This window comes from Mycolicibacterium sp. XJ2546 (assembly GCF_053483195.1).
On sequence record NZ_JBEFRW010000012.1, the window covers coordinates 50516 to 77135 of the forward strand.

21 protein-coding genes and 1 pseudogene are annotated in these 26620 nt (G+C 69.5%); 14 read left to right on the forward strand and 8 right to left on the reverse strand.

Annotated elements, in window-relative coordinates; all coding sequences use genetic code 11:
* The first annotated feature begins 11 nt into the window (after window positions 1–11).
* Genes ABQE44_RS18895 through ABQE44_RS18905 form a run of 3 tightly spaced genes read left to right on the forward strand, consistent with a single transcriptional unit; the run spans window position 12 to window position 1419 of the window.
* Complete coding sequence (locus ABQE44_RS18895; RefSeq protein ID WP_448431326.1) at window positions 12–626, forward strand: methyltransferase family protein; 615 nt, start codon at window positions 12–14, stop codon at window positions 624–626.
* A gap of 48 nt (window positions 627–674) precedes the next feature.
* Complete coding sequence (locus tag ABQE44_RS18900) at window positions 675–1214, forward strand: YbhB/YbcL family Raf kinase inhibitor-like protein (RefSeq protein ID WP_448431328.1); 540 nt, start codon at window positions 675–677, stop codon at window positions 1212–1214.
* Between the two features lie 19 nt (window positions 1215–1233).
* A complete protein-coding gene (locus ABQE44_RS18905; RefSeq protein ID WP_448431330.1) occupies window positions 1234–1419 on the forward strand; it encodes a hypothetical protein in 186 nt (61 codons plus the stop codon).
* Here the strand turns inward: ABQE44_RS18905 and ABQE44_RS18910 are convergent.
* On the reverse strand, window positions 1416–3461 hold the full coding sequence (locus tag ABQE44_RS18910) for an NAD(+) synthase (protein WP_448431332.1): 2046 nt from the start codon (window positions 3459–3461) through the stop codon (window positions 1416–1418). The two genes, ABQE44_RS18905 and ABQE44_RS18910, sit on opposite strands and share 4 nt — an antisense overlap.
* A gap of 43 nt (window positions 3462–3504) precedes the next feature.
* On the opposite strand from ABQE44_RS18910, the gene ABQE44_RS18915 reads away from it, so the two are divergent.
* The 8 genes from ABQE44_RS18915 (at window position 3505) to ABQE44_RS18950 (ending at window position 15170) form a co-directional block, all read left to right on the forward strand.
* Complete coding sequence (locus ABQE44_RS18915; RefSeq protein ID WP_448394617.1) at window positions 3505–4044, forward strand: cysteine hydrolase family protein; 540 nt, start codon at window positions 3505–3507, stop codon at window positions 4042–4044.
* Window positions 4045–4192: 148 nt separating this feature from the next.
* Window positions 4193–5068 carry an urea amidolyase associated protein UAAP1 gene (locus tag ABQE44_RS18920; RefSeq protein ID WP_448394616.1) on the forward strand — a complete coding sequence of 292 codons (876 nt, stop codon included), beginning with the start codon at window positions 4193–4195 and terminating at the stop codon, window positions 5066–5068.
* Window positions 5065–5724: an urea amidolyase associated protein UAAP2 gene (locus ABQE44_RS18925; RefSeq protein ID WP_448431334.1), complete on the forward strand. Its 660-nt coding sequence runs from the start codon at window positions 5065–5067 to the stop codon at window positions 5722–5724. The genes ABQE44_RS18920 and ABQE44_RS18925 overlap by 4 nt, the downstream gene beginning before the upstream one ends.
* A complete protein-coding gene (gene uca / locus ABQE44_RS18930) occupies window positions 5721–9338 on the forward strand; it encodes an urea carboxylase (RefSeq protein WP_448431336.1) in 3618 nt (1205 codons plus the stop codon). Before ABQE44_RS18925 ends, uca begins: the two co-directional genes overlap by 4 nt.
* The gene (gene atzF / locus ABQE44_RS18935; RefSeq protein WP_448431338.1) at window positions 9335–11836 is read left to right on the forward strand and encodes an allophanate hydrolase; all 2502 of its coding nucleotides are present in this window, start codon (window positions 9335–9337) and stop codon (window positions 11834–11836) included. Before uca ends, atzF begins: the two co-directional genes overlap by 4 nt.
* A gap of 8 nt (window positions 11837–11844) precedes the next feature.
* Window positions 11845–12882: an isopenicillin N synthase family dioxygenase gene (locus ABQE44_RS18940; RefSeq protein WP_448394612.1), complete on the forward strand. Its 1038-nt coding sequence runs from the start codon at window positions 11845–11847 to the stop codon at window positions 12880–12882.
* A 66-nt stretch (window positions 12883–12948) separates the two neighbouring features.
* The gene (locus tag ABQE44_RS18945; RefSeq protein WP_448431340.1) at window positions 12949–14439 is read left to right on the forward strand and encodes a high affinity choline transporter 1; all 1491 of its coding nucleotides are present in this window, start codon (window positions 12949–12951) and stop codon (window positions 14437–14439) included.
* Window positions 14440–14498: 59 nt separating this feature from the next.
* On the forward strand, window positions 14499–15170 hold the full coding sequence (locus ABQE44_RS18950) for a TetR/AcrR family transcriptional regulator (protein WP_448431342.1): 672 nt from the start codon (window positions 14499–14501) through the stop codon (window positions 15168–15170).
* 98 nt (window positions 15171–15268) lie between these two features.
* Here ABQE44_RS18950 and ABQE44_RS18955 read toward each other — a convergent pair whose 3' ends face one another.
* Both ABQE44_RS18955 and ABQE44_RS18960 read right to left on the reverse strand, forming a co-directional pair.
* Complete coding sequence (locus ABQE44_RS18955) at window positions 15269–15676, reverse strand: four-helix bundle copper-binding protein (protein WP_448394675.1); 408 nt, start codon at window positions 15674–15676, stop codon at window positions 15269–15271.
* Window positions 15677–15745: 69 nt separating this feature from the next.
* Window positions 15746–16246: pseudogene (locus tag ABQE44_RS18960) on the reverse strand (DUF421 domain-containing protein); the annotation flags it as partial.
* A 215-nt stretch (window positions 16247–16461) separates the two neighbouring features.
* Between ABQE44_RS18960 and ABQE44_RS18965 the strand changes: the two are divergent.
* Genes ABQE44_RS18965 through ABQE44_RS18975 form a run of 3 tightly spaced genes read left to right on the forward strand, consistent with a single transcriptional unit; the run spans window position 16462 to window position 20239 of the window.
* Complete coding sequence (locus ABQE44_RS18965; protein WP_448394610.1) at window positions 16462–18903, forward strand: molybdopterin oxidoreductase family protein; 2442 nt, start codon at window positions 16462–16464, stop codon at window positions 18901–18903.
* Window positions 18900–19379 carry a hypothetical protein gene (locus ABQE44_RS18970; protein ID WP_448394609.1) on the forward strand — a complete coding sequence of 160 codons (480 nt, stop codon included), beginning with the start codon at window positions 18900–18902 and terminating at the stop codon, window positions 19377–19379. The genes ABQE44_RS18965 and ABQE44_RS18970 overlap by 4 nt, the downstream gene beginning before the upstream one ends.
* A gap of 17 nt (window positions 19380–19396) precedes the next feature.
* Window positions 19397–20239 carry an NAD-dependent protein deacetylase gene (locus ABQE44_RS18975; protein WP_448394608.1) on the forward strand — a complete coding sequence of 281 codons (843 nt, stop codon included), beginning with the start codon at window positions 19397–19399 and terminating at the stop codon, window positions 20237–20239.
* 18 nt (window positions 20240–20257) lie between these two features.
* Here ABQE44_RS18975 and proB read toward each other — a convergent pair whose 3' ends face one another.
* The 5 genes from proB to ABQE44_RS19000 all read right to left on the reverse strand — a co-directional run bounded on the left by proB (window position 20258) and on the right by ABQE44_RS19000 (window position 26364).
* Window positions 20258–21358, reverse strand: a complete 1101-nt coding sequence (gene proB / locus ABQE44_RS18980; protein WP_448394607.1) for a glutamate 5-kinase — start codon at window positions 21356–21358, stop codon at window positions 20258–20260.
* On the reverse strand, window positions 21355–22800 hold the full coding sequence (gene obgE, locus ABQE44_RS18985) for a GTPase ObgE (RefSeq protein WP_448431344.1): 1446 nt from the start codon (window positions 22798–22800) through the stop codon (window positions 21355–21357). The genes proB and obgE overlap by 4 nt, the downstream gene beginning before the upstream one ends.
* 87 nt (window positions 22801–22887) lie before the next feature.
* Window positions 22888–23151: a 50S ribosomal protein L27 gene (rpmA, locus tag ABQE44_RS18990; RefSeq protein WP_448394605.1), complete on the reverse strand. Its 264-nt coding sequence runs from the start codon at window positions 23149–23151 to the stop codon at window positions 22888–22890.
* A gap of 46 nt (window positions 23152–23197) precedes the next feature.
* Window positions 23198–23521, reverse strand: a complete 324-nt coding sequence (rplU, locus tag ABQE44_RS18995; RefSeq protein WP_448394604.1) for a 50S ribosomal protein L21 — start codon at window positions 23519–23521, stop codon at window positions 23198–23200.
* A 140-nt stretch (window positions 23522–23661) separates the two neighbouring features.
* Window positions 23662–26364 (reverse strand): ribonuclease E, encoded by a 2703-nt coding sequence (locus ABQE44_RS19000; RefSeq protein WP_448394603.1) that lies wholly within the window; start codon window positions 26362–26364, stop codon window positions 23662–23664.
* Window positions 26365–26620: the final 256 nt, after the last annotated feature.

Sequence of the window (26620 nt, forward strand, 5' to 3'; positions counted from 1 at the left end):
GAGGAGGGGCCGTGCCAGCCATCGCACTGGTGTTGTTCGGTGTCTTCGCGCTGCTCGGATTCGGTTGGCGCAGTTGGGTTCAGCGGCGACGCACCGGCTCGACCGGGTTCCGCGGAATCAGCGGCCGCATCGGCTCGGTCGAATGGCTGGCCGGTGTCGGCTTCGTGGTGGCGATGGCCGCGGCGGTGTTCGCGCCGACCCTGCAACTGCTCGGCGTCGTCGCGCCACTGCCGATTCTGGATCACACGTGGCTGAACGTCGTCGGGGTGGTACTCGCGGTCCTCGGCATCGCGGGCACGGTGTACGCGCAACTGGACATGGGTGATTCGTGGCGGATCGGTGTCGACCACGACGAGACGACGACGCTGGTGCGCAGCGGAGTGTTCGCCGTGGTGCGCAACCCGATCTTCACCGCGATGCTGGTGTTCGGACTCGGAATCGCCGTGGTGACACCGAATCTGGTGGCCTTGATGGGCTTCGGGATTCTGGTCGTCACCATCGAGCTTCAGGTCCGAGTGGTCGAGGAGCCCTACCTGCTGTCGGTGCACGGCGACGAGTTCCGCGAGTACACCGCGCGGGTCGGCCGCTTCGTCCCGGGCCTCGGGCGATTTCGGTGCGCTGCGTAGCGCTCACCGCGACTTGGCGCACCGAAATCGCTGACTAGACTGCCGGGCATGCCGATTGTGGGAAAGCTGCTCAGGCGGTTCCGCGCTGGCGCGCACCGCAGCCCGCTCGCCGCACCCGAGTACGCGGGCGCCGACACCGTCGACGTCACCAGCCCCGCGTTCGACGAGGGCGGCCCGATCCCGCAGAAACATGCCGGGTCAGCCGTCGGCGACAACATCTCGCCGCCGCTGCGCTGGAGCGGCGTGCCGGCACCGACCCGACAACTCGCGCTCGTCATCGACGACGTCGACGTACCCGGCCCCAAACCGCTGATGCATACGATCGCGCTGATCGAGGCGGACCGCCGCAGCCTCGACGAAGGCGAACTCAAGCCCGGCGCCGCCGGCGTGCGGTTCGTCAAGGCGTTCGGCGACTCCTACTTCGGGCCCGCACCCATCCCCGGTCACGGTGCACACCACTACCGGTTCATGCTGCTGGCGCTCGACACCGAAGTTCCCGACGACGTGACCGACCACAAGGCGTTTCTCGCCGCAATCGCCGGGCACGTGCTGGCGCGCGGCGCGTTGACGGGCACCTACGAACGCTGACCGCGCTAGCGTGGACGTGATGCCACGCAGACAGGTGAACACCAAGCAGGAAGCGGGCTGGCTCTGGATGCCGTTGATCCTCGGCTTGATCATCGGCGTGACCGTGGCGGCGATGACCGACCAATGGTGGTGGTCGACGGTCGGAGCGCTGGCCGGTGCGGCGGTCGGCGCGATCGGCGCAGGCAAGCTGCGCCGCAAACGCTAGCCCGCGTCGGGGATTTCCCGGTCGATCTCGTCGAGCCACACCCGCGCCGACATATCCGACGGCGCGCGCCAGTCCCCGCGCGGCGACAGCGAACCGCCGTGAGACACCTTGGGCCCGTTGGGCACTGCTGACCGCTTGAACTGTGCGAACGAGTAGAAGCGCTGGGCGAACACCTGCAGCCAGTGCCGGATCTCCTTGAGCGAGTATGACGGTCGCTTTTCTTCCGGGAACCCCGCCGGCCAGTCACCGCGGTCGACATCGCTCCACGCATGCCACGCCAGAAACGCTACCTTCGACGGCCGGAACCCGTACCGCAGCACCTGGAACAACGAAAAGTCTTGCAGCGCATATGGTCCGATCTTGGCTTCGCTGCTCTGGATCTCTTCGTCCTCGCCGGTGGGCACCAGCTCCGGGGTGATTTCGGTGTCCAGCACCGACTGCAGCACCTCGTTGACCTCGTTATCGAACTGCCCCGAGACGACCACCCAGCGGATCAGGTGCTGGATCAGCGTCTTGGGCACCCCACCGTTGACGTTGTAGTGCGACATCTGGTCACCGACGCCGTAGGTGGACCAGCCCAGTGCGAGCTCAGACAGATCGCCGGTGCCTAGTACGATGCCGCCGCGCTGGTTGGCCAGCCGGAACAGGTAGTCGGTGCGCAGCCCGGCCTGCACGTTCTCGAACGTGACATCATAGACCGGCTCACCGCGCGAGAACGGATGCTCGATTTCCTTGAGCATCAGCTCGGCGGTGTCGGAGATGTCGAGTTCGGCGAACGTCACGCCAAGGGCTTCGGCGAGCCGCACCGCGTTGCCCTTGGTGCGGTCCCCTGTCGCGAAACCCGGCATGGTGAACGCGAGGATGTCGCTGCGCGGCCGCTCTTCTCGATCCATCGCCCGCGCGGCGACGATCAGCGCGTGAGTGGAGTCCAGCCCGCCGGACACGCCGAGCACGATCTTCGGATAGTCCAGGGCCCGCAGGCGCTGTTCGAGCCCGGACACCTGGATGCTGTAGGCCTCGTAGCAATCCTGTTCCAGGCGTTCGGGATCCGACGGCACGAACGGGAACCGCTCGACCTGGCGGCGCAGCCCGATGTCGCCCGAGGGCGGGTCGAGTTGAAACTCGATGCGCCGGAACGTGTCCGGGCTGATGCCGTGGTGAATGCGGTTGTCGTCGAAGGTGCCCATCCGCAGCCGCTCGTTCCGCAGCAGCTCGAGGTCAACGTCGGCGACCGAGCGTCGCTCCCCCTTCGGGAACCGTTCGGACTGCGCCAGACACACCCCGTTCTCCCAGATCATCGTCTGACCGTCCCAGGCCAGATCGGTAGTGGACTCGCCCTCACCGGCCGCAGCGTAGACGTAGGCGGCCAGACACCGCGCCGACGCCGAACGGGCCAGCAGACAACGGTCCTCGGCACGTCCGACCGTGATCGGGCTGCCGGACAGGTTGGCCAGCACCGTCGCACCGGCTAGCGCGGCCTGCGCGCTGGGTGGGATCGGCATGAACATGTCCTCGCAGATCTCGACGTGCAGCACGAACCCGGGCATGTCGACGGCGGTGAACAACAGGTCGGGTCCGAACGGCACGTCCGTATCGCCCATTCGGATCGCGCCGCGCACGTCGTCGCCGGGGGCCATCTGGCGGCGTTCGTAGAACTCGCGGTAGGAGGGCAGATACGACTTCGGGGCAACGCCGAGCACCTGGCCGCGGTGGATGACCACGGCGGTGTTGTAGACCCGGTGCGCGTACCGCAGGGGCGCGCCGATGACCAGCACCGGCATCAGATCGGCGGATGCCCGCACGACGTCGAGCAACGCGTCTTCGACGGCGTCGAGCAGGGCGTCCTGCAGCACGATGTCCTCGATCGAATACCCCGACAGCGTCAGCTCCGGAAACACCGCGAGCGCGACGCTGTCGTCGTGGCAGGCGCGGGCCAGCCGCAGCACCGACTCCGCGTTGGCCTGCGGATCCGCGAGCGCGGTGTGGTGTGTGCAGGCGGCGACGCGGACGAAACCCTGGCGGTACGCCGAGTAGAAATCCATGCCTCATTGTTGCCCGAAAACAGAACGGGGTATGCAAGAGCCCATGAGTGACACCGCTGTGCTGGTCATCGACATGATGAACTCCTACCGGCATCCCGATGCCGAGAAGCTGACCCCACACGTCGCGGAGATCATCGATCCGCTGGCCGATCTGGTCTCGCGGGCCCGGGAACGCGACGACGTCGAGCTCATCTACGTCAACGACAACTACGGCGATTTCAGCGCTGAGTTCAGCGACATCGTGTCATCGGCGCTGCAAGGTGACCGTCCCGACCTGGTCGAGCCGATCGTCCCGCAGAAGGGCTGCCGGTTGATGACCAAGGTGCGCCACAGCGCGTTCTACGCCACCTCGCTGGCGTATCTGTTGAACCAGCTCAGGCCGCGGCGGGTGATCCTCACCGGCCAGGTCACCGAGCAGTGCATCCTCTACACGGCGCTGGACGCCTACGTCCGGCACTTCCCCGTCGTCGTCCCGCCCGATGCGGTGGCCCACATCGAGCCCGAACTCAGCGATGCGGCGCTGACCATGATGAGCAGCAACATGAGCGCCGAGATCATCCCGGCGGCGCGCTGCCTGAGCTGAGCCGAGAGGTTTCTGTCACCTGACAGAAACCTTGGTCGCACACTGTTAACCGAACCGACGGCATCGGTTACCTCACCGCAACCACCTCCGCGCGGGTGCCGCGAAAACTGTCGAGCGACAGAAAGTCCGCCACCTCGCCGGAGAGTAGATGGTTCGCACCGAAAGCCCACCAGCCCACGCGTCCGACACGGCCACCACGTCCGGCGCCCGTGCGCACGCGCGGGCACAGCACGGCCGCAGCGCCGAGTTCATGCGCCACGTTCCTGCCGCCACGGCACCCACGGCACCGGCCGACGTGCCCGCCGAGCAGCTGACGTGGTCGGAAACCGTTGCGCCGGGCGGATACACCACCGCCGTTCTATCCCGTGGCACCCGGATACGGCTGACCGACCGTGACGGCGACGCGTGCGCGCACCTGCTGCTGCACCGCGCGGACGCTCCGCACGAACGCCTTAACGTCGCCGACACCGTCAAAGTGCCCTGGCAGGCCTACCTCGGCGTCGGTCACCCGCTGCTCAGCGGCTTCGGCCGGGTGCTGGCCACCGTCGTGGCCGACACCTCGAGCAGTCATGACGCGCTGACCGGAACCACCACGCGGGCAGGCAATCTGGCCCGTTACGGCGCCGCAGCACCGGAGTCGCCGTCGCCCGCCGGCCGCGAACTGTTCACAGTGGCCGCCCTCAAGCACGGCCTGGACCGCCGTGACCTGCCCCCGTCGGTGTCGTTCTTCAAGGGCGTGCGCGTGCAGCCCGACGGGGCGTTCCGGTGGCTTGGTTCGGCCGGCGCCGGAACCGCCGTCGACCTGCTGCTGCACGTCGACGCGATCGTGTTGCTGGCCAACACCGCCCACCCCCTCGATCCGCGGCCGGAGTTCACGTGTTCCGCGCTGCTGGTATACGCGTGGCCGGCGGCCGCGGAGCTGGACCGGCTCGCCGCGGGCCAGCTGGTCGGGCCCCTGAATCCCGAACATCGCCAGGCCGTGAGCAACACCGACACCGATCTCATCGCGAGAGGACAGCTGTGACAACCACTTCCGCTCCGACCGTCGAGCCGCTGGTGGCCGGCGAGGTAATTCTGGACCAGGTGGTGCCTGCACGCTCGCCGTGGTCGGCGGTAATCGCCGCCGGCGACGTGTTGACCATCGTCGACCTTGCGGGCAATCAGGCCGTGGACTGCCTGCTGTACGCGGCCGCCGACACCGGCGTCCGGTATTCGGCGCCGGAAACCATTCGGCGCCAAGGCCGGATCACGTTGACCACCGGATCGGTGTTGCGCGCCGACACCGGCGACGCGTTGATGACCGTCGTGGCCGACGAGGTCGGTGCGCACGACACGCTGGGCGGTGCCTGCTCGAAGGAGTCCAACACGCTGCGCTACGGGCAGCACACCCGTGCCCAGCACGGCTGCATGGAGAACTTCCTGCTCGAAGGTGCCCGCTGGGGGCTGACCGCGCGCGACCTGGCCTCCAACATCAACTGGTTCATGAACGTGCCCGTCGACGCCGACGGCGCGCTGGGCATCGTCGACGGGCTGTCCGCCCCAGGCAAACGCGTGGCCGTGCGCGCCGACGTCGACACGCTGGTGCTGGTGTCGAACTGCCCGCAGATCAACAACCCGTGCAACGCCTTTGACCCCACACCGGTCCGGATGATCGTCACCCGCCCGGCGGGCAGCGCATGACGGCCACGGTGCTGATCGCCAACCGCGGCGAGATCGCCGTGCGGTTGATCCACGCCGCCCGCTCGCTCGGGCTGCGTTCGGTGGCGGTGTTCTCCGACGCCGACCGCGGCGCGCCCCATGTCATGCTCGCCGAGGAAGCGGTGCGCATCGGTCCGCCACCGCCGCGCGAAAGCTACCTGCGCGCCGACGCGATCCTGGCCGCTGCCGCGGCGACCGGTGCCACGATGATCCACCCGGGCTACGGATTCCTCTCCGAGGACGCCGACTTCGCCTCGGCCGTCGAAGCCGCAGGTTTGGTGTTCGCCGGCCCTACCCCGGGTCAGTTGCGCCGGTTCGGGACCAAACACACCGCGCGCGCGGCCGCCGAAGCCGCCGGCGTGCCGGTGTTCGCGGGCTCGGGTCTGCTCGACGACCTCGACGCCGCGCTCGCAAGCGCCGAACGGATCGGCTATCCGGTGATGCTCAAGGCCACCGGCGGGGGCGGCGGCATCGGTATGCGGGTCTGCCGCGACGCCGACGACCTGCGCGCGGCCTATCGGTCGGTCAACGCGCAGGCCGAGCGCAACTTCGCCGCGACGGGTGTGTTCGTCGAGCGCTACGTCGAGAACGCCCGCCACGTCGAGGTGCAGATCTTCGGCGACGGCGCCGGACAGGTGGTGTCGCTGGGCGACCGCGACTGTTCGCTGCAGCGCAGGCACCAGAAGGTCGTCGAGGAGGCGCCCGCCCCGGCGCTGCCCGACGAGGTGCGCGAGCGCCTGCACGCCTCGTCACGGGCGCTGGCGGCCGCGGTGGGCTACCGGTCGGCGGGCACCGTCGAGTTCGTCTACGACCCGATCCGCCGCGAGGCGTCGTTTCTGGAGGTTAACGCCCGCCTGCAGGTCGAGCACCCGGTCACCGAGGCGGTCACCGGGGTGGATCTGGCCGCGTGGATGCTGCGCCTGGCGCTGGGCGACACCACGATGTTCGACGACTACCCCGACGCGGTGGTTCCGGTTGCCGGCCACGCCGTGGAGGCGCGCATCTACGCCGAGGACCCGAACCACGACCATCGCCCGAGCGTGGGCACGCTCAGCGCCGTCCGATTTCCCGCCGGCGTGCGCGTGGACACCTGGGTGTCGGACGGCACCGAGGTCACCGCGGCCTACGATCCGATGCTGGCCAAGGTCGTCACCGTCGGCGCCGACCGCGACGACGCGTGGAGCCGCCTCGGCGCCGCCCTGGCCGACACCCGGATGTACGGCATCGAGACGAACCTCGGACTGCTGTGTGCGGCAACCGATCACGACGCTGTCCGGGCAGCCCGGCACAGCACCGCGACGCTCGCCGCGATCACCGACGCCCGGCCGCGGATCACCGTCGAGCGGGCGGGCCTGATGACCACCGTGCAGGACGTGCCCGGCCGGATCGGGCTGTGGCGGGTCGGGGTGCCGCCGAGCGGCCCGATGGACGACCTGTCGTTCCGACTGGGCAACCGCGCCCTGGGAAACGACGAGGATGCCGCGGGGCTGGAGTGCACGGCATCCGGACCGGCGCTGCGGTTCACCCGCCCGACCACGGTGTGTGTGACCGGCGCGGAGTGTCTGGTCACCCTCGACGGTGCACCGGCGCCGATGTGGGAACCCGTCGAGGTGCCCGCGGGCGGCGTGCTCGACGTCGGTGAGGCCGCGGTGGGTCTGCGCACCTACGTGCTGTTCGCGGGCGGGCTCGACGTGCCGACCTATCTGGGCAGCGCCGCCACCTTCACCCTCGGGCGCTTCGGCGGCCACGCCGGCCGCGAGCTGATCGCCGGAGATGTGTTGCGCACCGGGGCCGCCGGTCCCGACACCGCCTCTTGTCCCGGCGCGGGACCGGTGCCGCCGGAGGTGCGTCCCGCGCTCACCGGCGAGTGGGAGCTCGCCGTCACCGAGGGCCCGCACGGCGCTCCGGAGTTCTTCACCCGCGCCGACATGGACACCTTGTTCGAGGCGTCCTACCGGGTGCACTTCAACTCGGCGCGCACCGGGGTGCGGCTGGAGGGCCCCAAGCCGGAATGGGCGCGCCCGGACGGCGGCGAAGCCGGACTGCACCCGTCGAACATTCACGACACCGCCTATTCGGTGGGTGCGCTGGACTTCACCGGGGACACGCCGATCCTGCTCGGGCCCGACGGCCCCAGCCTGGGCGGGTTCGTGTGCCCAATCACGGTGACCGCCGCCGACCGCTGGAAGCTGGGCCAGCTGCGGCCCGGCGACACGGTGCGGTTCGTGCCGGTGCGTGCGGCACACGCGCCGTCGCGCCGCGAACTCGGCATCGCCCGCGGCGCCGCCACCCCGGTGGTACCGCGCGCCGGCGGCGATGGCGACGACGGGGCGCTCGCGCGTCGGGAGGGCGTCGACGGCGCCCCGGCGGTGACCTACCGCCGCAGCGGCGACGACAACGTCCTCGTCGAGTACGGCGACATCGTCTTGGATCTCGCGCTGCGCGCCCGAGTGCACGCGCTGCACACCCGCCTCGACGGCAGCACTGACGGGATTCTTGACATCACCCCCGGCATCCGGTCGCTGCAGGTGCACGTCGACCCCGACGTGCTGCCGATCCCGAAACTGCTGGCCCTGCTGGCCGAGATCGAGGACGACCTGCCCGCGTCGTCGCAGCTCGTGGTGCCCAGCCGGCTGGTGCGCCTGCCGCTGTCCTGGGACGACCCCGCCACCCGCGAGGCGATCGCCCGCTACAGCTCGGGGGTGCGCGACGACGCGCCGTGGTGCCCGTCGAACATCGAATTCATCCGGCGCATCAACGGATTGGCCAGCCACGACGAGGTCCGCGACATCGTGTTCGACGCGCAGTATCTCACCCTCGGTCTCGGCGACGTCTACCTCGGTGCGCCGGTGGCCACACCGCTGGATCCGCGCCACCGCCTGGTCACCACCAAGTACAACCCGGCACGCACCTGGACGGCGGAGAACTCCGTGGGCATCGGCGGGGCGTATCTGTGCATCTACGGCATGGAGGGGCCCGGCGGATACCAGTTCGTCGGCCGCACCACCCAGGTGTGGAGCAGCCACCGGCACCGAGGCGCGTTCGACTCCGAACATCCTTGGCTGCTGCGGTTTTTCGACCGGATCTCGTGGTATCCGGTGTCGGCCGAGGAGTTGCTGGACCTGCGCGCCGACATCGCGGCGGGCCGGGGCACGGTCGACATCACCGACGGCACGTTCTCGCTCGCCGAACACGAGCGGTTCGTGTCCGACCACGCCGATGCCATCGCGGCGTTCCGGGGCCGGCAGGCCGGCGCGTTCGCTGCCGAGCGCGCGGCGTGGGCGGCCGCAGGCGAATTCGACCGCGCCGAGCGCGCCGCCTCCCACTTGGCCGCGCAACCCGTGGCGGAGCTGATGCTCGACGACGGTGAGCAGCGCGTCGACGCGCCGTTCTCGTCGAGCGTGTGGAAGGTCGACGTCGCCGTCGGCCAGCGCGTGGTGGCGGGGCAGCCGCTGCTGGCGCTGGAGGCGATGAAGATGGAGACGGTGCTGCGCGCCCCGTTCGACGGGGTGGTGACCAAGATCCTGGTCTCCGCAGGCCATCTCGTCGACGGCGGCGCGCCGCTCGTCGTCGTCGGCCCCGGGGATCGTCGATGACCCCGGCGACGGGCGCGGTCGAGCGGGTGCGTGCCGCCTACGCCGCGATCGACGACGCCGACCGCCCGGACATCTGGATCGCGTTGCGCCCCTTGGCCGACGCGCTGGCCGATGCGATGGCGATCGACGCTGCCGGGCGCGGCGGGACCGCGCTGCCGCTGGCCGGGCTGGTGGCGGCGGTGAAGAACAACATCGACGTCGCCGGCATCCCGACCACGGCGGGCTGTCCGACGTTCGCCACCGGCCCCGCGGTCGCCCATGCCCCCGCGGTGGCGCGGCTGCGCGAGGCGGGGGCGGTGGTGATCGGCACGACCAACCTCGATCAGTTCGCCACCGGGCTGGTCGGCACCCGGAGCCCCTACGGCGCGGTGCGCGACGCCCGCCGCTCCGAATACATCTCCGGCGGTTCGAGTTCGGGCTCGGCCGTCGCGGTGGCGCTGGGCCTGGTGGACGTCGCGTTGGGCACCGACACCGCGGGCTCCGGGCGGGTGCCCGCCGCGCTGCAGGGCATCGTCGGCGTCAAACCCACGATCGGCGTGGTGCCGACCGAGGGTGTGGTGCCGGCCTGCCGCTCCTACGACTGCGTCACGGTGTTCGCCCGCGACCTCGACACCGCCGACACCGCGATGGGTGTACTGGCCGGCGGCGCCCGCGATTTCCCGCCCGACGCGCCGCTGGCCGCACCCCCGGACCTCCGGGTGGCGGTGCCCCGCGAGCTGCCCGAACTGGCGCCGCAGTGGCGAGCACCCTTCCGTCAAACCTGTGAACGCCTGGCGCGCAACGGTGTGCGGCTCGTCGAGATCGACCTCGCCCCGTTTCTGCGCGCGGCGCGGCTGCTCTACGACGGCGCGCTGGTCGCCGAACGCCACGAGGCGGTGGGGGCGTTCGTCGACGAGCGCCTGGGTGTCGGCGACGAGACCGTGGACCCGACGGTGGGAAGGATCATCGCCGCCGCGGGGTCGGTGTCCGCCACTGCGCTGCTTCGCGATCGGCTCACCTTGGCCGCGCTGACCGCCGCCGCGCTGGCCGAGCTCGGGGACTGCCACGCCCTGTTGGTTCCGACCACCACCGACCACCCCACCATCGCCGAGGTCGACACCGACCCGGTCGGGGTGAACTCCCGGCTCGGCACCTACACCAACTTCTGCAACCTGATGGACCTGTGCGGGGTCGCCGTCCCGTGCGGAACCGCCTCCGACGGCGCGCAGTTCGGCGTCACCGTGCTGGCCCGCGCCGGCGCCGACGCGCTCGCCCTCGATGTGGCGCGGCTGATCTGCGCACCGTGTGCCGCGGTGCCGACGGTTCCGTGGCCCGCACGCGCGGGCCTGGCGATTACCCGCCTCTTCGTCGTCGGCGCCCATCTGCGCGGACATCCGCTGGCGCACCAGCTCGAGCAGCGCGGCGCACGGTGGTGCGGCCCCGCCGCGACCACCCCCGCCTACCGACTGGCGCGGTTGAACACCGAACCAGCCAAACCCGGGCTCGTTCGAATCGACGACGGCGGCATGGAGATTCGCGGCGAACTGTGGCTGATCGGCACCGCCATGCTTGGTGACTTCCTGGCCGCACTGCCCGCGCCCATGTCGCTGGGGCCGGTCACCCTGTCCGACGGCACCGAGGCCGTCGGGTTCGGCTGCACCCTGCAGGCCTGGCAGGACGGCGAGGACATCAGCCATCACGGCGACTGGCCGGGTTACCTGCGCAGGGTCACCGCGGGCGTCGCGGCGAGCCGCTCGGACGTGGTGCGCCGCTGCTGGCGTCGCAGGGCGCTCGCGGCGCCCGGACATGCCCTCGACACCGCCACCGACGTCGAGTGGCTGCAGGGCGACGACCTCTATGTCGACCTTCGCATCCCGGCCGACATGGCGCCGATCGCGGCCAGGTCGCTGAGCGGGCTCACCCGGGACGACCTGCTCGCGCTGTGCGCCGTCGAAGCGTTCGCCGGGCGCCTGGTCGACGACGGCGGCGACTGGACGTGGACGCGCACGATCGATCTGCATCCGGCCGAACCGCTACCCGATCGGGGTCGGCTGCACTTCGCCGACGGTGTCCTCGTCGAAACCGGTGTCGGGCGCGACTATCACGAGGACTGGGTCCCGGCGCGACCGTCACCCGATGCGGCGCATGTGGAGTTGGCGCTAAATGACCCCGACGGGCGACGCGGCATGTTGCTGCGCGTCGGTCACCGATTCGGCTACGTGCGCGACCGCGCACCCGATGTGGTGATCCCATCCGGGACCGCGCTGCGCGACGCCGTCGCCGCCGCGGACCTGCCGCGCGCCCGGACCCTGCTGGACCTGGAGGTCTCGCTGGGCATCGTGGACGGCGACCGCTGGCGAATCACCCGGTCCACCTTACCGTTTCGGGTCGGTGACGACCTGAGTCCCGAGCTGACCGACGATGCGGTCAGCGTCGGCGCCCGCGACCCCGACGGCCGGCCGGCGCGGCATCGGTGGGCCGTGGCACGACATCACTCCGACCAGTTGCTGGCCCGTTAGGACGCTCTATGACAACAACATTCACCGACGTGCCGGTGCTCGACATCGCCGCGCTGTTCGACGAGGCCGGATCCGGCTACCAGGACACGGTGCATGCCCTGGGCGACGCCGCCCGGCGGGTCGGTTTCGCGCAGATCGTCGGCCACGGCGTGGATCCGGCGTTGTTCGCCGCCCTGCTCGACCGCACCCGCGCGTTCTTCGCCCAGCCCGACGAGGAGAAACGCCGGGTGTACATCGGCCGGTCGAGCAACCACCGAGGCTACGTGCCGCCGGGCGAGGAGATCTTCGCCGAGGGCAGCTACGACACCAAGGAGGCGTTCGACGTGGCGTTCGAGCTGCCGGCCGACGATCCCCGCTACCTGGCCGGCCATCCCCTGCTCGGACCCAATCAGTGGCCCCGGCTGACGGGCTTCCGCGAGGCCGTAACCTCCTGGTACAACGCGGTTTTTGCGCTCTCTCGGGCGCTGTTGCGGGCGTTCGCGGTCGCGCTCGGCGAGCCCGCGGACCGCTTCGAGCGGCACGTGACCGCACCGCCGTCGCAGCTGCGGCTGCTGCACTACCCCTACGATCCCGACGCCGCCGACCGACCCGGCATCGGCGCCCACACCGACTACGAGTGCTTCACGCTGCTGCGGCCGACCGCGACGGGCCTGGAGGTTCTCAACGCGGCCGGCGAGTGGATCGACGTGCCGCTCATCGACGACGCGTTCGTCGTCAACATCGGTGACCTGCTGGAGATCTGGACCAACGGCGAGTTCGTCGCCACCACCCACCGAGTCCGCAGGGTCGCCGAGGAGCGGTACTCGTTCCCGCTGTTCGTCAACGTCGACCACGACACCGTCGTCGCTCCCCTGCCCGCGTTCGTGCGCGACGGCCAACCGGCGATGTCGCCCGTGATCGCCGGGGAGCACCTGTTCGCCCAGACCGCGCAGAGCTTCCGCTATCTAAAAGAACGCCTGGCCCGGGGGGAGGTGAACCTGCCCGACGACGCCCGCCCGCTCGCCAGCTTCGGACGCAAACCACTGAGCACCAACGCATCACACTGACGACCCGTCACTCCGGCATCGGCGCCGGAACTCCCCAACCATCCCACCGTCGTTTGGAGTTCCGCCATGATCATCACCGGCGTTGCCCTTTTCATGCTTGTCCTCACCGTCAGCGGGGTGATCTCCGCGCGGCGGGTGCGCGGTGACACCGCCAACTATCTGGTCGCCGGGCGCACGCTGCCCGCGGTTCTGGTCGCCGCCGTGCTCATCGCGCAGCCCGTCGATTCCAACGCCACCATCGGCAACGCCGACCTGTCGGCCACCTTCGGTTTCTGGGCCGGCGCGGCGCTGCCGATCGGCTTGGCGCTGTGCCTGTTTCTGATGGGATTGTTCTTCGCCAAACGGTTGCGTGCCACCAGCGTGGTGACCTTGCCGGAGTACTTCCGCAACCGCTTCGGCCGCGGCATCGAAACGGTGTCGTCGTGTCTGACGGTCGGCAGCTTCGCGATCCTGTTGGCCGGCAACCTCGTTGCGCTGGGCTTTCTACTGGAACGCTTCCTCGGCGTGTCCTACACCCTCGGCATCATGATCACCATCCCGCTGGCGCTGCTCTACACCATCACCGGCGGCATGTTCGCCAGCGTCTACACCGGCGTCGCCCAGGTGATCGTCAACGTCATCGCGGTGTTCTCACTGGTGATCTGGGTGGCGACCACACACGGGTTCAGCGCACCGGAGGGCCTGGGCGCCGGTGACCTCAACCAGCTCACCTCCGCCGAGTCCGGTGCGGTGATCAACTGGGCCACCATCATCGCGTTGGCGCTGGGCAACCTGGTCGCGATCGACTTGATGCAGCGCGTCTTCTCGGCGCGCAGCCCGGGTGCGGCGCAGCAGGCCTGTTTCACCGCGGCCGCAGGCATTCTGGTGCTGTGCATTCCGTTGTCGTTCGTGGCGCTCGCGGCGGTCGGCATCGTCGGCGACGCCGCCGGTGACGGCCCGATCCTCTACACGCTGCTGGGCCAGTTCGCGCCGACGTGGCTGGCGATCATCGTCATCTCCGGGCTGCTGGCGGCGACGCTGACCACCGTCAGCGGGATCCTGCTGTCGACGGCATCGGTGGTGGTGCGCAACGTGTTCCGCATCGATGAGCACGCCACCGTGATGACCCCGCGGATCCTGCGGGCCACCCGGTGGTGGACCCTGCCGATGGCGGCGCTGGCAGCCGTTGTGGCGCTGCGGGTTCCGCAGACCGGGATCCTGCTCACGTTGTCGTTCGACCTGCTGCTGGCCAGTCTCGTGGTGCCGTTCATCCTCGGGCTGTACTGGTCGCGGGGCGGAGCCGCGGCCGCGACCGCGGCGATCGTGGTGGGCGGCGCGGTGCGGCTGAGTTTCTTCGTGCTCAGCCCGACCATCTACGGCGTCGACAACACGCTGCTGTACTTCCCCAACGAGTGGGTGTCGACAGCGGTCGACGGCTGGTCCACCCTGCTGGCCGGGGCCGCATCCCTGGTGGCCTACGTGGTGGTGGCGCTGATGACGACGCGTCCGGTTGCGCCGGCCGAGCCGGCCACCGCGGTCGAGACGACGCCCGCCACGCTCACGGCGGTCCAGCCCTGACACGCGTGAACACCGTGGGTGCGCACGCGTCGGACCCGCCCGGCTGGCAGGATCGACGCGTGCACACCACCGGGGGCGGACGTCCCCGACTCGAGGAGCGCAAGCGGCCGGGTGACACCGCCCGCGACGAGGTGCTGGACGCCGCGGCGGAGTTGTTCACGACACTGGGGGTGGCGGCGACGTCGACCCGCCAGATCGCCGAGGCGGTCGGCATCCGGCAGGCGTCGCTGTATCACCATTTCCGCACCAAGGACGACATCCTGGCGGCGCTGCTGCACGGCACCGTGGCGTCGTCGTTGGCCGCCGCGCAGCGCCTGCTGGACCGCCAGGAGCCGGCCGCGGTGCTGCTGCACGCGTTCACGTACCTCGACGGCCGGCTGCTGTGGGACAGCCCGTGGAACCTCGGCATCCTGTATCTGCTGCCCGAGGTCCGCGCCCCGCGTTTCGACGAATTCCACCGGCAGCGCGGCCAGTTGCGGCAGGCGTATCACACGCTGGTGCATCGCGTGCTCGACGGTCGACAGCGCTGCGCCGACGCGTTCGACGTCGGCGTCGACGAGGATGTGGTGTTCCGGCTGGTCGAGTCGCTGCCGAACATGCGGGCCGACGGGATGGGTGAACCGGATCAGCCGCAACGCACCGCCGATTTGGCGCTGCATGTGCTGGGCTGGCGTGGGGACTGGCCCGCGCTGCGCGCGGCCTCCCAAGCGGTCGCCGACGCGATCGGCTGATTCTTTTCTCGCCCACAGGGGCAAACGGGCGGGAACGTGCGAGGTAGATCCGTCGAACGTCGATCTCGGCGCTCGGCGGCGGAGCGGGCCCGTGGCCGCTAGCGGACCTCGGCCAACAGCTCGTCACACGCGCGCTCACACCGGCGGCAGACGTCGGCACAGATCCGGCAGTGCTCGTGGTGTTCGGCGTGGCTGCCGCATTCGTCGGCACACGTGCGGCAGGCGGTCACACAAGACTTCAGCACATCGGCGGTGAGGTGGGCGTCGTAACCGGTTTGCCGCGACAGAACCCGGGCGGTGGCCGCACAGATGTCTGCGCAGTCGGAGTTGGTGCGGATGCACCTGGTCAGATGCGCGACCGACGCTTCACCGAGGCAGGCGTCGGCGCATGCGGTACACGCCTGCGCACACTCCACACAGGCCGCTATAGCAGCCGCGAGTTTTCCGCGGTCGATACCGCCCAGATCCTGCGGGTAGGTCTCGAGCATCCTGCCGGCCACATCCATGGTCTCCTCCTCGACTCTGGGCGCTTGCCCGTCGCTTACCCGCCGGCCGCGGCCGAAAACAGGTGCCTGGTCGACGCCGGCCAGCGCCGATCCGTCACCGGCCTGCTCGGCCGAGATGACGCTGAGCGAACCGTCCGTCTCGAGCACCACGGCGGCGACGTCGGCGACATCACCACGACCCGACGCGCGTACCGCCTGCCGCACCTCATCAGCGCTCACCCGCTGCCCGCGCAGCGCCGACTCCCGAAACCGCCCGCTGGACAGCAGCAGCGTCGGCGTCGACTTCAGCGCCATCCGGCCGACCCGCGCACGGGAGGAGATCAGCGCCGCAGCGAACTGCAGGGCCACCAGAAGTGCCAGCGCCGTCACGCCCTCGACATACGACACCTCGGAGCTGAGCAGAATCGTCGCCAGCGTGGACCCGACCGCGACCGTGACGACGAGATCAAAGGCGTTGAGTTTGGCGAGCGTGCGCTTTCCCGAAATGCGAAGCAGCACAATCAATGTACCGTAGGCGGCCGCACCGATCACCAGCACTCTCGCGGCATCCGCCCAACCGTCGAACCACACCCTGTCATTCCTCCCGGGTCAATGGCACCGGCCGGCCTCGTTCCGTCACAACAGCCGGCGCGAACACGCGAACTCCTACCCAATGGCAGCGGCAACAAACCGCATGGGCTTCGGACGTTTGACGAAGCAACGGCTGGGTACGGCTTCGGCGATGAGCCACTCGAACCACCGTTCCCCGTCACGATCGGCGGCGTCACACGTTCCTGCGAGGCGAAATGAGCAGCGGTAAACGCGATCGCATCGCCGAGCCGTGGGGCACGCGAATGCCCTACGCCAAGGGCGCGCGGTGGCCGCAGCGCGTCGACATGTACCTCGCCGACGGGCTGGATTCGGATTCGGTCGACCGTTGGGTGCAGTCGGCCTCGGTGCTGCACTCCAACGGTGACGGGCTCGACATCGCGGTCAAGGACGGCCGCATCGTCGGGGTGCGGGGGCGCGCCGACGATCGGGTCAACCACGGGCGGGTGGACACCAAGGACCTGTTCGGCTGGCAGGCCAATGCGTCGGCCGACCGCCTGACGACGCCGCTGATCCGCCGCAACGGGCGGCTGGTCGAAACCGATTGGGACACCGCCATGAACGCGGTCGTGCAAAAGACCCACGGCCTGCTCGACACATTTGGCCCTGGCTCCATCGGCTTCTACACCAGCGGCCAGCTGTTCCTCGAGGAGTACTACACGCTCGGGGTCATCGCCCACGGGGCGATCGGCACCAACCACGTCGACGGCAACACCCGGCTGTGCACCGCCACCGCCGCCGAGGCGCTCAAGGAGTCCTTCGGCTGCGACGGTCAGCCCGGCTCCTACACCGACGTCGACCACGCCGACGTCATCGCGTTGTTCGGGCACAACGTCGCCGAGACCCAGAGCGTGCTGTGGATGCGGATGCTGGACCGGTTGGCCGGCGAGGACCCGCCCGCGATCGTCTGCGTCGATCCGCGAGACACCGAGGTGGCCCGCCACGCGACGGTGCACCTCGCCCCGCTGCCGGGCACCAACGTGGCGTTGATGAACGGCCTGTTGCACGAGATCGTGCGCAACGGGTGGGTGGATGACGCCTACGTCGACCAGCACGCCGTCGGTTTCGAGGAGTTGAAGAAGCGGGTGGCCGAGTTCCCACCGGAACGCGTCGCCCAGATCTGCGCCGTACCGGCCGCCGACGTGCAGGCGGCAGCGCGGCTGCTCGGCACCGCGACCGCGCTGCTGTCGACGGTGCTGCAGGGCTTCTATCAATCCCATCAGGCGACGGCGGCCGCGGTGCAGGTCAACAACATCCACATCGTGCGCGGCATGCTGGGCCGGCCGGGGTGCGGCCTGCTGCAGATGAACGGCCAACCGACCGCGGAGAACACCAGGGAGTGCGGTGCCGACGGTGACCTAGCCGGTTTCCGCAACTGGTCCAACGACTCCCACATCGCCGAGCTGGCCGAGCTGTGGAACATCGACCAGATGCAGATCCCGCACTACGCGCCTCCGACGCACGCGATGCAGATGTTCAGGTACGCCGAGCAGGGCACGCTTCGCATGTTGTGGGTCAGCGCCACCAACCCCGCGGTGTCACTACCTGAATTGGCAAGGATCCGAAGCATTCTGGGTCAGGACCGGCTGTTCCTCGTGGTGCAGGACATCTACCCGACCGAGACGACCGAGCTCGCCGACGTGGTGTTGCCCGCCGCCGCCTGGGGTGAGAAGACCGGCACGTTCACCAACGCCGACCGCACCGTGCACCTGTCCGAGAAAGCTGTAGAACCACCCGGGCAGGCCCGTCCGGATCTCGACATCTTCCTGGATTTCGCGCGCCGCATGGGATTTCGGGACAACGACGGTGCCCCGCTGCCGCCCTTCAGCGACGCGGAGTCGGCGTTCGAAGCGTGGACGAAGTGCAGCGCCGGGCGGCCGTGCGACTACACCGGCTTGAGCTATGCGAAGCTGCGTGATTCGGCCGGAATCCAGTGGCCGTGCAACGACGATCGGCCCGACGGCACCGAACGGCTGTACTCCGACGCGAAGTTCTGGGCGGACCCGGACTACTGCGAGGCCTACGGCAAGGATCTGATCACCGGCGCGCCGCTGGAACCCACCGAATACCGGGCGATGAACCCGTTCGGCAAGGCGATTCTCAAAGCCGCCGAATACATTCCGCTGCACGAGCCACCGTCGGACGACTATCCGTTCGTGCTGATCACCGGTCGTACCCTGTATCACTTCCACACCCGCACGAAGACCGCCCGCTCACCGCAACTGCAGGCGGCCGCACCCGAACCGTGGGTAGAGATGTCGGCCGCCGACACCCGGAGGTTGGGAATCGCCGAGGGTGACGTCGTCGAAGTGAGGACCCCGCGCGGCGCGGTCACCGCGGCGTGCCGGATCAGCGGTATCCGCGACGGCGTGGTGTTCGTTCCGTTCCACTACGGCTACTGGGACGTCGACGGCCCCGCACGTCAGCGGGCCGCCAACGAGTTGACGATCACCGACTGGGATCCGGTGTCCAAACAGCCCATCTACAAGACCGCGGCGGCCAAGGTCGCCCGGGTCGGCCAAGGCGGCGCGCCGGCACCGGCACCGACCACCGCCGCGTCGGCACCGGTGTCTGCCGCCGTCGATGCGACTACCGGAGGCGCGGCGGCGCAGGTATCGGAATCTACGGAGACACCATGAAACTTGGTTTGGCGCTACGCGAGTTGCACCGCTCGGAGTTGCGGGTGGCCCGCGCACTGGATGCGATCGCCGCCCGCCACCACGACGATCACGCCATCTTCTATGTGGCACAAGACCTTGCCCGCTGGTCCAAAGAGCATGTCGCGCTGGTGGCGCAAACGGGTCGGCGCTACGACGTTCGGCTCAGGGAACATCCCCGCACGGTGGCTCTCACCGGCGCCGCGCAGCAGTGGATCAGCGACCGCGTCGGTCGCCGCCCCGAACCCGCCCTGCTGCTGCTCGCCGACCTGCGCCGCCTGCACCGGCTGGCAGCCGGTGTATCGCTCGACTGGGAACTGCTGGCCCAAGGCGCCCAGGCCGCCAAGGACCAGCGGCTGCTGGAGTTGACCCAACGCTGCCATCCGCAGGCGCTGCGGCAGATGCGCTGGGCGAACGCGATGCTCAAAGAGCTCTCACCCCAGGCGTTGATGAACTGAGCCGTACCCTCGACACCATGGATGCTGCGGAACTCGTCGCGCTGCTGCGAGGGTGCCGGGTCGCAGTGCTGACCGGCGCCGGCATGTCCACCGACTCCGGTATCCCGGACTACCGCGGGCCCGACTCGCCGCCCAGTAACCCGATGACCATCGGGCAGTTCACCTCCGACCGGGAGTTTCGGCAGCGGTACTGGGCGCGTAACCACCTCGGCTGGCGGCACATGGACGACACGCGGCCCAACGCCGGTCACCGGTCGCTGGCGCAGCTCGAGCAGGCCGGCGTCGTCAGCGGGCTGATCACCCAGAATGTCGACCTGCTGCACACCAAGGCGGGCAGCCGTGCGGTGGTCAACCTGCACGGCACCTACGCCGAGGTGATCTGCCTGGACTGCGGGCATGCGATGTCGCGGGCAGCGTTTGCTGACCTGCTGGAAGCCGCCAACCCGGGCTTCGCGCAGCGCGCCCAGCGACTCGGCGGCATCGCCGTGGCCCCCGACGCCGACGCGGTAGTCGACGACACCGCATCGTTTCGCGTCGTCGACTGCGGGCAGTGCGGCGGCATGCTCAAACCCAACATCGTCTATTTCGGCGAGAACGTTCCCAAAGACCGTGTCGCGCAGGCATTCTCCATGGTCGACGCCGCCGATGTGCTGCTGGTGGCCGGGTCGTCGCTGACGGTGTACTCCGGCTACCGGTTCGTCCGGCACGCAGCGGCGGCCGGTATGCCGATCGCGATCGTCAACCGCGGACCCACCCGCGGCGACGAGCTCGCCACGCTCAAAATCGACAGCGGGTGCTCCGAAATGCTGACGCGGCTGGTCTGCGAGTTGGGCGCGCAAAAGGACGCTCTCGGGGCTTAACCGCGCCGAAATCGCAGATTAAACGGCGACCAGGTCGTCGGCGTGCACGGCGGGGCGGCGCAACTCAGCGGGCAACTCTGAGGTCGAGCGGCCCAACATGGTCTCCAGCTCGGCGTGGTCATAGGCCACCACGCCGCGCGCGACCATCGTGGCGTCCTGCGCCCGCAACTCCACGACGTCACCGCCGTAGAAGCGCCCGGACAGCGCGGTGATGCCGGCGGCCAGCAGCGACCGGCGTTGCCGCACGACCGCTTGCACCGCGCCGTCGTCCAGCGTCAATGCCCCCGACGCCTCGGCGGCGTAGCGCACCCAGAACCGGCGCGCCGACATCCGTTCGCCGCGCGGGGCGAAGACGGTGCCGACCGACGCGTCGCGTAGCGCGGTGGCGGCGTCGGATGCCGCGGCCAGCAGCACCGGCACCCCGGCGTCGGCGGCCAGCAGCGCCGACGACAGCTTCGAGGCCATCCCGCCGGTACCCAGGTTGCTGCCCCGCCCGGCGACCACACCGTCGAGGTCGCCCGGCCCGGCCACCTCCGGGATGAAGCGCGCCTGGCCCCTGCGCGGGTCGGCGTCGTAGAGGCCGTCGATGTCAGACAGCAGCACCAGCGCGTCGGCGCCGACCAGATGGGCCACCAGCGCCGAAAGCCGGTCGTTGTCGCCGAACCGGATCTCGTTGGTGGCCACGGTGTCGTTCTCGTTGACGATCGCCACGGCGTGCAGCGCGCGCAGCCGGTCCAGGGTGCGCTGGGCGTTGGTGTGCTGTACCCGCATCGAAATGTCGTGCGCGGTCAGCAACACCTGCCCGACGGTGCGCTCATAGCGGGCGAACGCCGTGCTCCACGCGTTGACCAGCGCCACCTGCCCGACGCTGGCGGCGGCCTGTTTGGTGGCCAGGTCGGCCGGGCGCTTGGAGAGCTTGAGCGGTTCGATACCGGCGGCGATCGCACCCGATGACACGATCACCACATCCGAACCGGCCCGCATCCGACCTTCGATCGCCTCGACCAGGGTCGCCAGCCGGCTGGCGTCGAACACCCCCGACGGTGTGGTCAGCGCGGTGGTGCCGATCTTGACGACGACGCTGCGGGCGCGGCGGATGGCGTCGCGGTGGGCGCTCACGACTCACCGTCGGGTCGGCGGCGCTCACGGCGGGCCGCCTTGCGCTCGGTTGCCGACACCCGGTCGGTCTGCTCCAGCCGCGCATCGGTGCCGCGCCCGGACCGCGGCACGTCGACGCCGGCGGGCGTCTGGGGCTCCCAGTCGAAGGTGACGTCGCCGATCGTGACGGCGCAGCCGGGGGTGGCGCCGAGCCTGAGCAGTTCGTCCTCGACGCCGAGTCGAGCCAGCCGGTCGGCCAGATAGCCGACGGCTTCGTCGTTGTCGAAATCGGTTTGGCTGATCCATCGTTCGGGCCGCACGCCGTGTACGACGAAACCGCCGTGGCCGTCGGGTTCGACGGTGAACCCGGTCTCGTCGACCGGTACGGGCCGGATGACCGGCCGGCGCGCCACGTCGGGCGGCTGCGCCTCGCGGTACGCCGACACCATGTCCCACAACGCGAATGTCAAGGACCGCAGCCCTTCTCGGGTGACCGTGGAGACGGCGAAGGTGGGCCAGCCGAACCGGTCGGCGATCTCCTCGCGGACGAACTCGGCGAGCTCACGCGCCTCGGGCACATCGATCTTGTTGAGCACCACCGCTCTTGGGCGTTGCGCGAGATCACCCAGCGTGCTGTCGCCTTTCAGCGTCGGAGTGTAGGCGGCCAGTTCGGCTTCGAGCGCCTCGATGTCGGAGATCGGGTCGCGGCCCGGTTCGGCCGTTGCACAGTCCACGACATGCACCAGCACGGCGCAGCGTTCGATGTGACGCAGGAAGTCCAGGCCCAGGCCGCGGCCAGAAGATGCGCCGGGGATCAGGCCGGGCACGTCGGCGGCGGTGAAGGTGTGCTCGCCGGCGGACACGACGCCGAGGTTGGGCGCCAGCGTAGTGAACGGATAGTCGGCGATCTTGGGTTTGGCCGCCGAGATGACCGACACCAGCGACGACTTGCCCGCGGACGGAAATCCGACCAGCCCGACGTCGGCGACGGTTTTGAGCTCCAGCGTGAGGTCGCGGACCTCACCTTTTTCGCCGAGCAGCGCGAAGCCGGGCGCCTTGCGGGCACGCGAGGCCAGCGCCGCGTTGCCCAGCCCGCCGCGACCGCCGGCGGCGGCCACGAAACGGGTGCCGGCGCCGACCAGGTCGGCGAGCAGGCGGCCGTTCTCATCGAGGACGACGGTGCCGTCGGGCACCTTGACTTCCAGGTCATCGCCCGCGGCGCCGTCGCGGTTGCTGCCGGCGCCGGGCTTGCCCGACGGCGCGACGACATGCGGGCGGAAGTGGAAGTCGAGCAGCGTGTGCACCTGCGGGTCGACGACCAGCACGACGCTGCCGCCGCGGCCGCCGTTGCCCCCGTCGGGGCCGCCGAGCGGTTTGAATTTCTCGCGGTGGACCGAGGCGCAGCCGTTGCCGCCGTTGCCGGCCCGCGCGTGAATCACCACGCGGTCGACAAACCGAGGCATCGGATACTCCTCTCCATTCGCCGAAAGGGACGTTTGGGCGCGAAAGTGCGAGAGCCTAACGCCAAAACGTCGGTTTCGACGGCGGAGTTAGGCCTCCGCGGACGGTCGCACGACGCTGACCGTCTTGCGGCCACGCTTGGAGCCGAACAACACGGCGCCGGGAGCGGTGGCGAACAGCGTGTCGTCGCCGCCGCGGCCGACGTTAGCGCCGGGATGGAAATGCGTACCCCGCTGCCGCACCAGGATCTCGCCGGCCTTGACGATCTGGCCGCCGAAGCGCTTGACGCCGAGCCGCTGGGCTGCGGAGTCGCGACCGTTACGTGAGCTGGAAGCGCCCTTCTTGTGTGCCATGTCGTAAGTCCTCGCCTCTGCTATCTGTTCTTCGCCTGACGGCTCATCACTTGATGCCGGTGACCTTCAGGACCGTCAGCTGTTGACGGTGGCCCTGACGCTTGTGATAGCCGGTCTTGTTCTTGAACTTGTGGATGCGGATCTTGGGGCCCTTTTTGTGCTCGAGCACCTCGCCGGTGACGGCGACCTTCTCCAGGGCCTTGGCGTCGCTGGTGACCTTGGCTCCGTCGACGACGAGGGCGACGGGCAGCGCGACCTTCGAGCCGGGTTCGCCGTCGAGCTTTTCGACCTTGACCACGTCTCCGACGGCGACTTTGTACTGCTTGCCGCCCGTCTTGACGATTGCGTACGTGGCCTTCTCGGCTGCCATCGTGCTCGTGCTCCTACGTCGTTTCTGCACACAGCGCTGCTCGCGACTGCGCTGGTCTGGGTTTGGACATCGCCGGCAGGGCCTGGCGACAACTGCTCAAGGCTACTTGAGCCGTGCCGCAAGGGTCAAATCACCGCAGGTCACGGCGCCGGTCCAGGCGGACCCGCAGGTCGCGCTGCGGCGCGCCGACGGTGCCGACCGCCCGGGCGGGTCACCCCGACGGACCGCTCGTCGTCGTCATCGGAGTCGTCGTCCTCGTCCTCGTCCTCGTAATCATCGTCGTCGTCGGAGTCCTCGTCGGAGTCATCGTCGTCATCGGAGTCGGAGTCGCCGTTGATGACCTCGATGTCATCGTCGATGTCGTCCTCATCGTCGTCGGAATCCAGGTCGATCTCGTCCTCGTCCTCGTCCGAGTCGTCCTCGTCGTCGGGCTCATACGAGTCCTCGTCGTCCTCCTCCGAGGACGACACCGCCTCGCGGATACTATCGGAATCGGCCTCGGCGACCGTCTCGGCGGGCTTCTTCTCCTCGCCGTTCCCCTCGCCGTTCTCCTCGTCGTCCTGGCGTTCGGCCGTGGCGGCCATCGCCTTGAACATCGGATGCTCCCCGGCCGGATGGGCAGGCACCTTGGCGACCGCCACATCGTCGGACTTGCCGCCGCGCTTACCGCGCTTGCCCCGACGACCGCCCCCGGAACTGCGCCCGTTGCCCGACGTCGAGTCGATGGGGTCGGTGTGCACCACAATGCCGCGCCCGCTGCAGTGCGTGCACGACGTGGAGAACGCCTCGATCAGCCCGGTGCCCAACCGTTTGCGCGTCAACTGCACCAGCCCCAGCGAGGTGACCTCGGAAACCTGGTGGCGGGTGCGGTCCCGGGCGAGCGCCTCGGTCAGCCTGCGCAGCACCAGGTCGCGGTTGGACTCGAGCACCATGTCGATGAAGTCGATGACGACGATGCCGCCGATGTCGCGCAGCCGCAGCTGGCGCACGATCTCCTCGGCGGCCTCGAGGTTGTTGCGGGTGACGGTCTGCTCGAGGTTGCCGCCCGATCCGGTGAACTTGCCGGTGTTGACGTCGATCACCGTCATCGCCTCGGTGCGGTCGATGACCAGCGTGCCGCCCGATGGCAGCCACACCTTGCGGTCCATCGCCTTGGTCAACTGCTCGTCGATGCGGTGCACCGCGAACACGTCCGGACCGTCGGGCGCAACGGGCTCATACTTCGTCATCCTCGGAAGAAGTTCCGGCGCAACGTTATTCACATATTCGGTGATGGTCTTCCACGCGTCGTCGCCGGCGACGGTGAGCCCGGTGAAGTCTTCGTTGAACAGGTCGCGGATCACCTTGACCAACACGTCGGGCTCTTCGTAGAGCGCCACCGCCGCGCCGGCCTTCTTCTCGGTGATCTCGGCGGCCTTGGCCTCGATCTCGGCCCAGCGCTTCTGCAGCCGGTCGACGTCGGAGCGGATGTCTTCTTCCTTGACGCCCTCGGAGGCGGTGCGGATGATCACGCCCGCGTCCTGCGGTACGACCTCACGCAGGATCTCCTTGAGCCGCTGCCGTTCGGTGTCGGGCAGCTTGCGGCTGATCCCCGTCGACGACGCGCCCGGCACGTAGACCAGGAAGCGGCCGGCCAACGACACCTGCGTGGTCAGCCGCGCCCCCTTGTGGCCCACCGGGTCCTTGCTGACCTGCACGACGACGTAGTCGCCGGGTTTGAGCGCCTGCTCGATCTTGCGGTTCTGCCCGCCGAGGCCCGCAGCCTCCCAGTTCACCTCGCCGGCATAGAGCACCCCGTTGCGGCCGCGGCCGATGTCGACGAAGGCGGCTTCCATCGACGGCAGCACGTTCTGCACGATGCCCAGGTAGATGTTGCCGACCAGCGACGCCGACGCGGCCGACGTCACGAAGTGTTCGACGACGACGCCATCCTCGAGCACCGCGATCTGCGTATAGCGGGAGCCCTCGTGCGGCGGCTCGGTGCGGACCTTGTCGCGCACCACCATCATCCGCTCGACCGCCTCGCGACGGGCCAGGAACTCGGCCTCGCTCAGGATCGGCGGGCGGCGCCGGCCCGCGTCGCGACCGTCGCGGCGGCGCTGACGCTTGGCTTCCAGCCGGGTCGATCCGTTGATGCCCTGGATCTCGCCGTCGCCGCTGGCGGACTTGTCGGCCTTCGTGGCCTTCCGCGGCTCGCGTTCGTGCACGACGGTGTTGGGCGGGTCGTCGGGCGCCGACGCCGTGTCGTTGTCGTCGCCGGAGCCGGACTTGCGACGACGGCGGCGGCGACGACGGCGGGTCGCGCCCTCCGCGCCGGTGTTGTCGTCGTCGTTGGTGTCGTCGTCGGAGTCGTCAGAGTCGTCGTCGGAGTCGCTGCTCTGGCTGTCGGTGTCGTCGGAGTCGTCGTCACCGCTCTGCTCGCCGCGGCCACGCCCTCGGCCGCGCCGGCCCCGGCGCCTGCGCCTGCCGGACGGCCGCTCGAACTGGTCGTCGTCGGAATCCGAGTCGTCATCGGAGTCCGAGCTGTCGTCGTCCTCGTCGTCATCAGCGGAGCGGTAGTCGACGGCGACGGGCTGGGGCGCGACGAACAGCGGAAGGTAGTCGGCGGGCTCGGAGTTGGCGGGCGCCGCGGTGTCCGGCGGCTGCTCGGACTCCGTCTCGGCTTCCGGCTCCGCGGTCTCGGTGTCCGCCGCGACGGTCTCGCCCTCCGGCGGTTCGGCGGGCGTTTCGACGACCGTGTCGGAAACCCTCAGCCCCTCGGGCTGAGGGTCCTCACTGGGTGATGTCTGGTCTTCTTCGGTCGGGGCTTGGGAATGGTCTTGAGAATGGACATTGTCGGCCACGTAGTCTCCTTAAGCCCCCGGGCGCGTCGTGCTTGACGCGGCCACGCGAGGGCTTCCGCTATTGGCCCGGGTAAACGTCCCCGAGCTTGTTATGGTCTCGCCCCGAGCGGCTCCTGGGTGGAACCATCCCGGCGCCTATTGCGAATGATGGCTGGACGGTCGGCGCCGCACCGCGCGTGGCGATGGTCGCGCACGTCTAAGTCTTCATTCGGGCGTCCGACCCCAATTACAGGTCGGTAACCCACGACAAGTATCC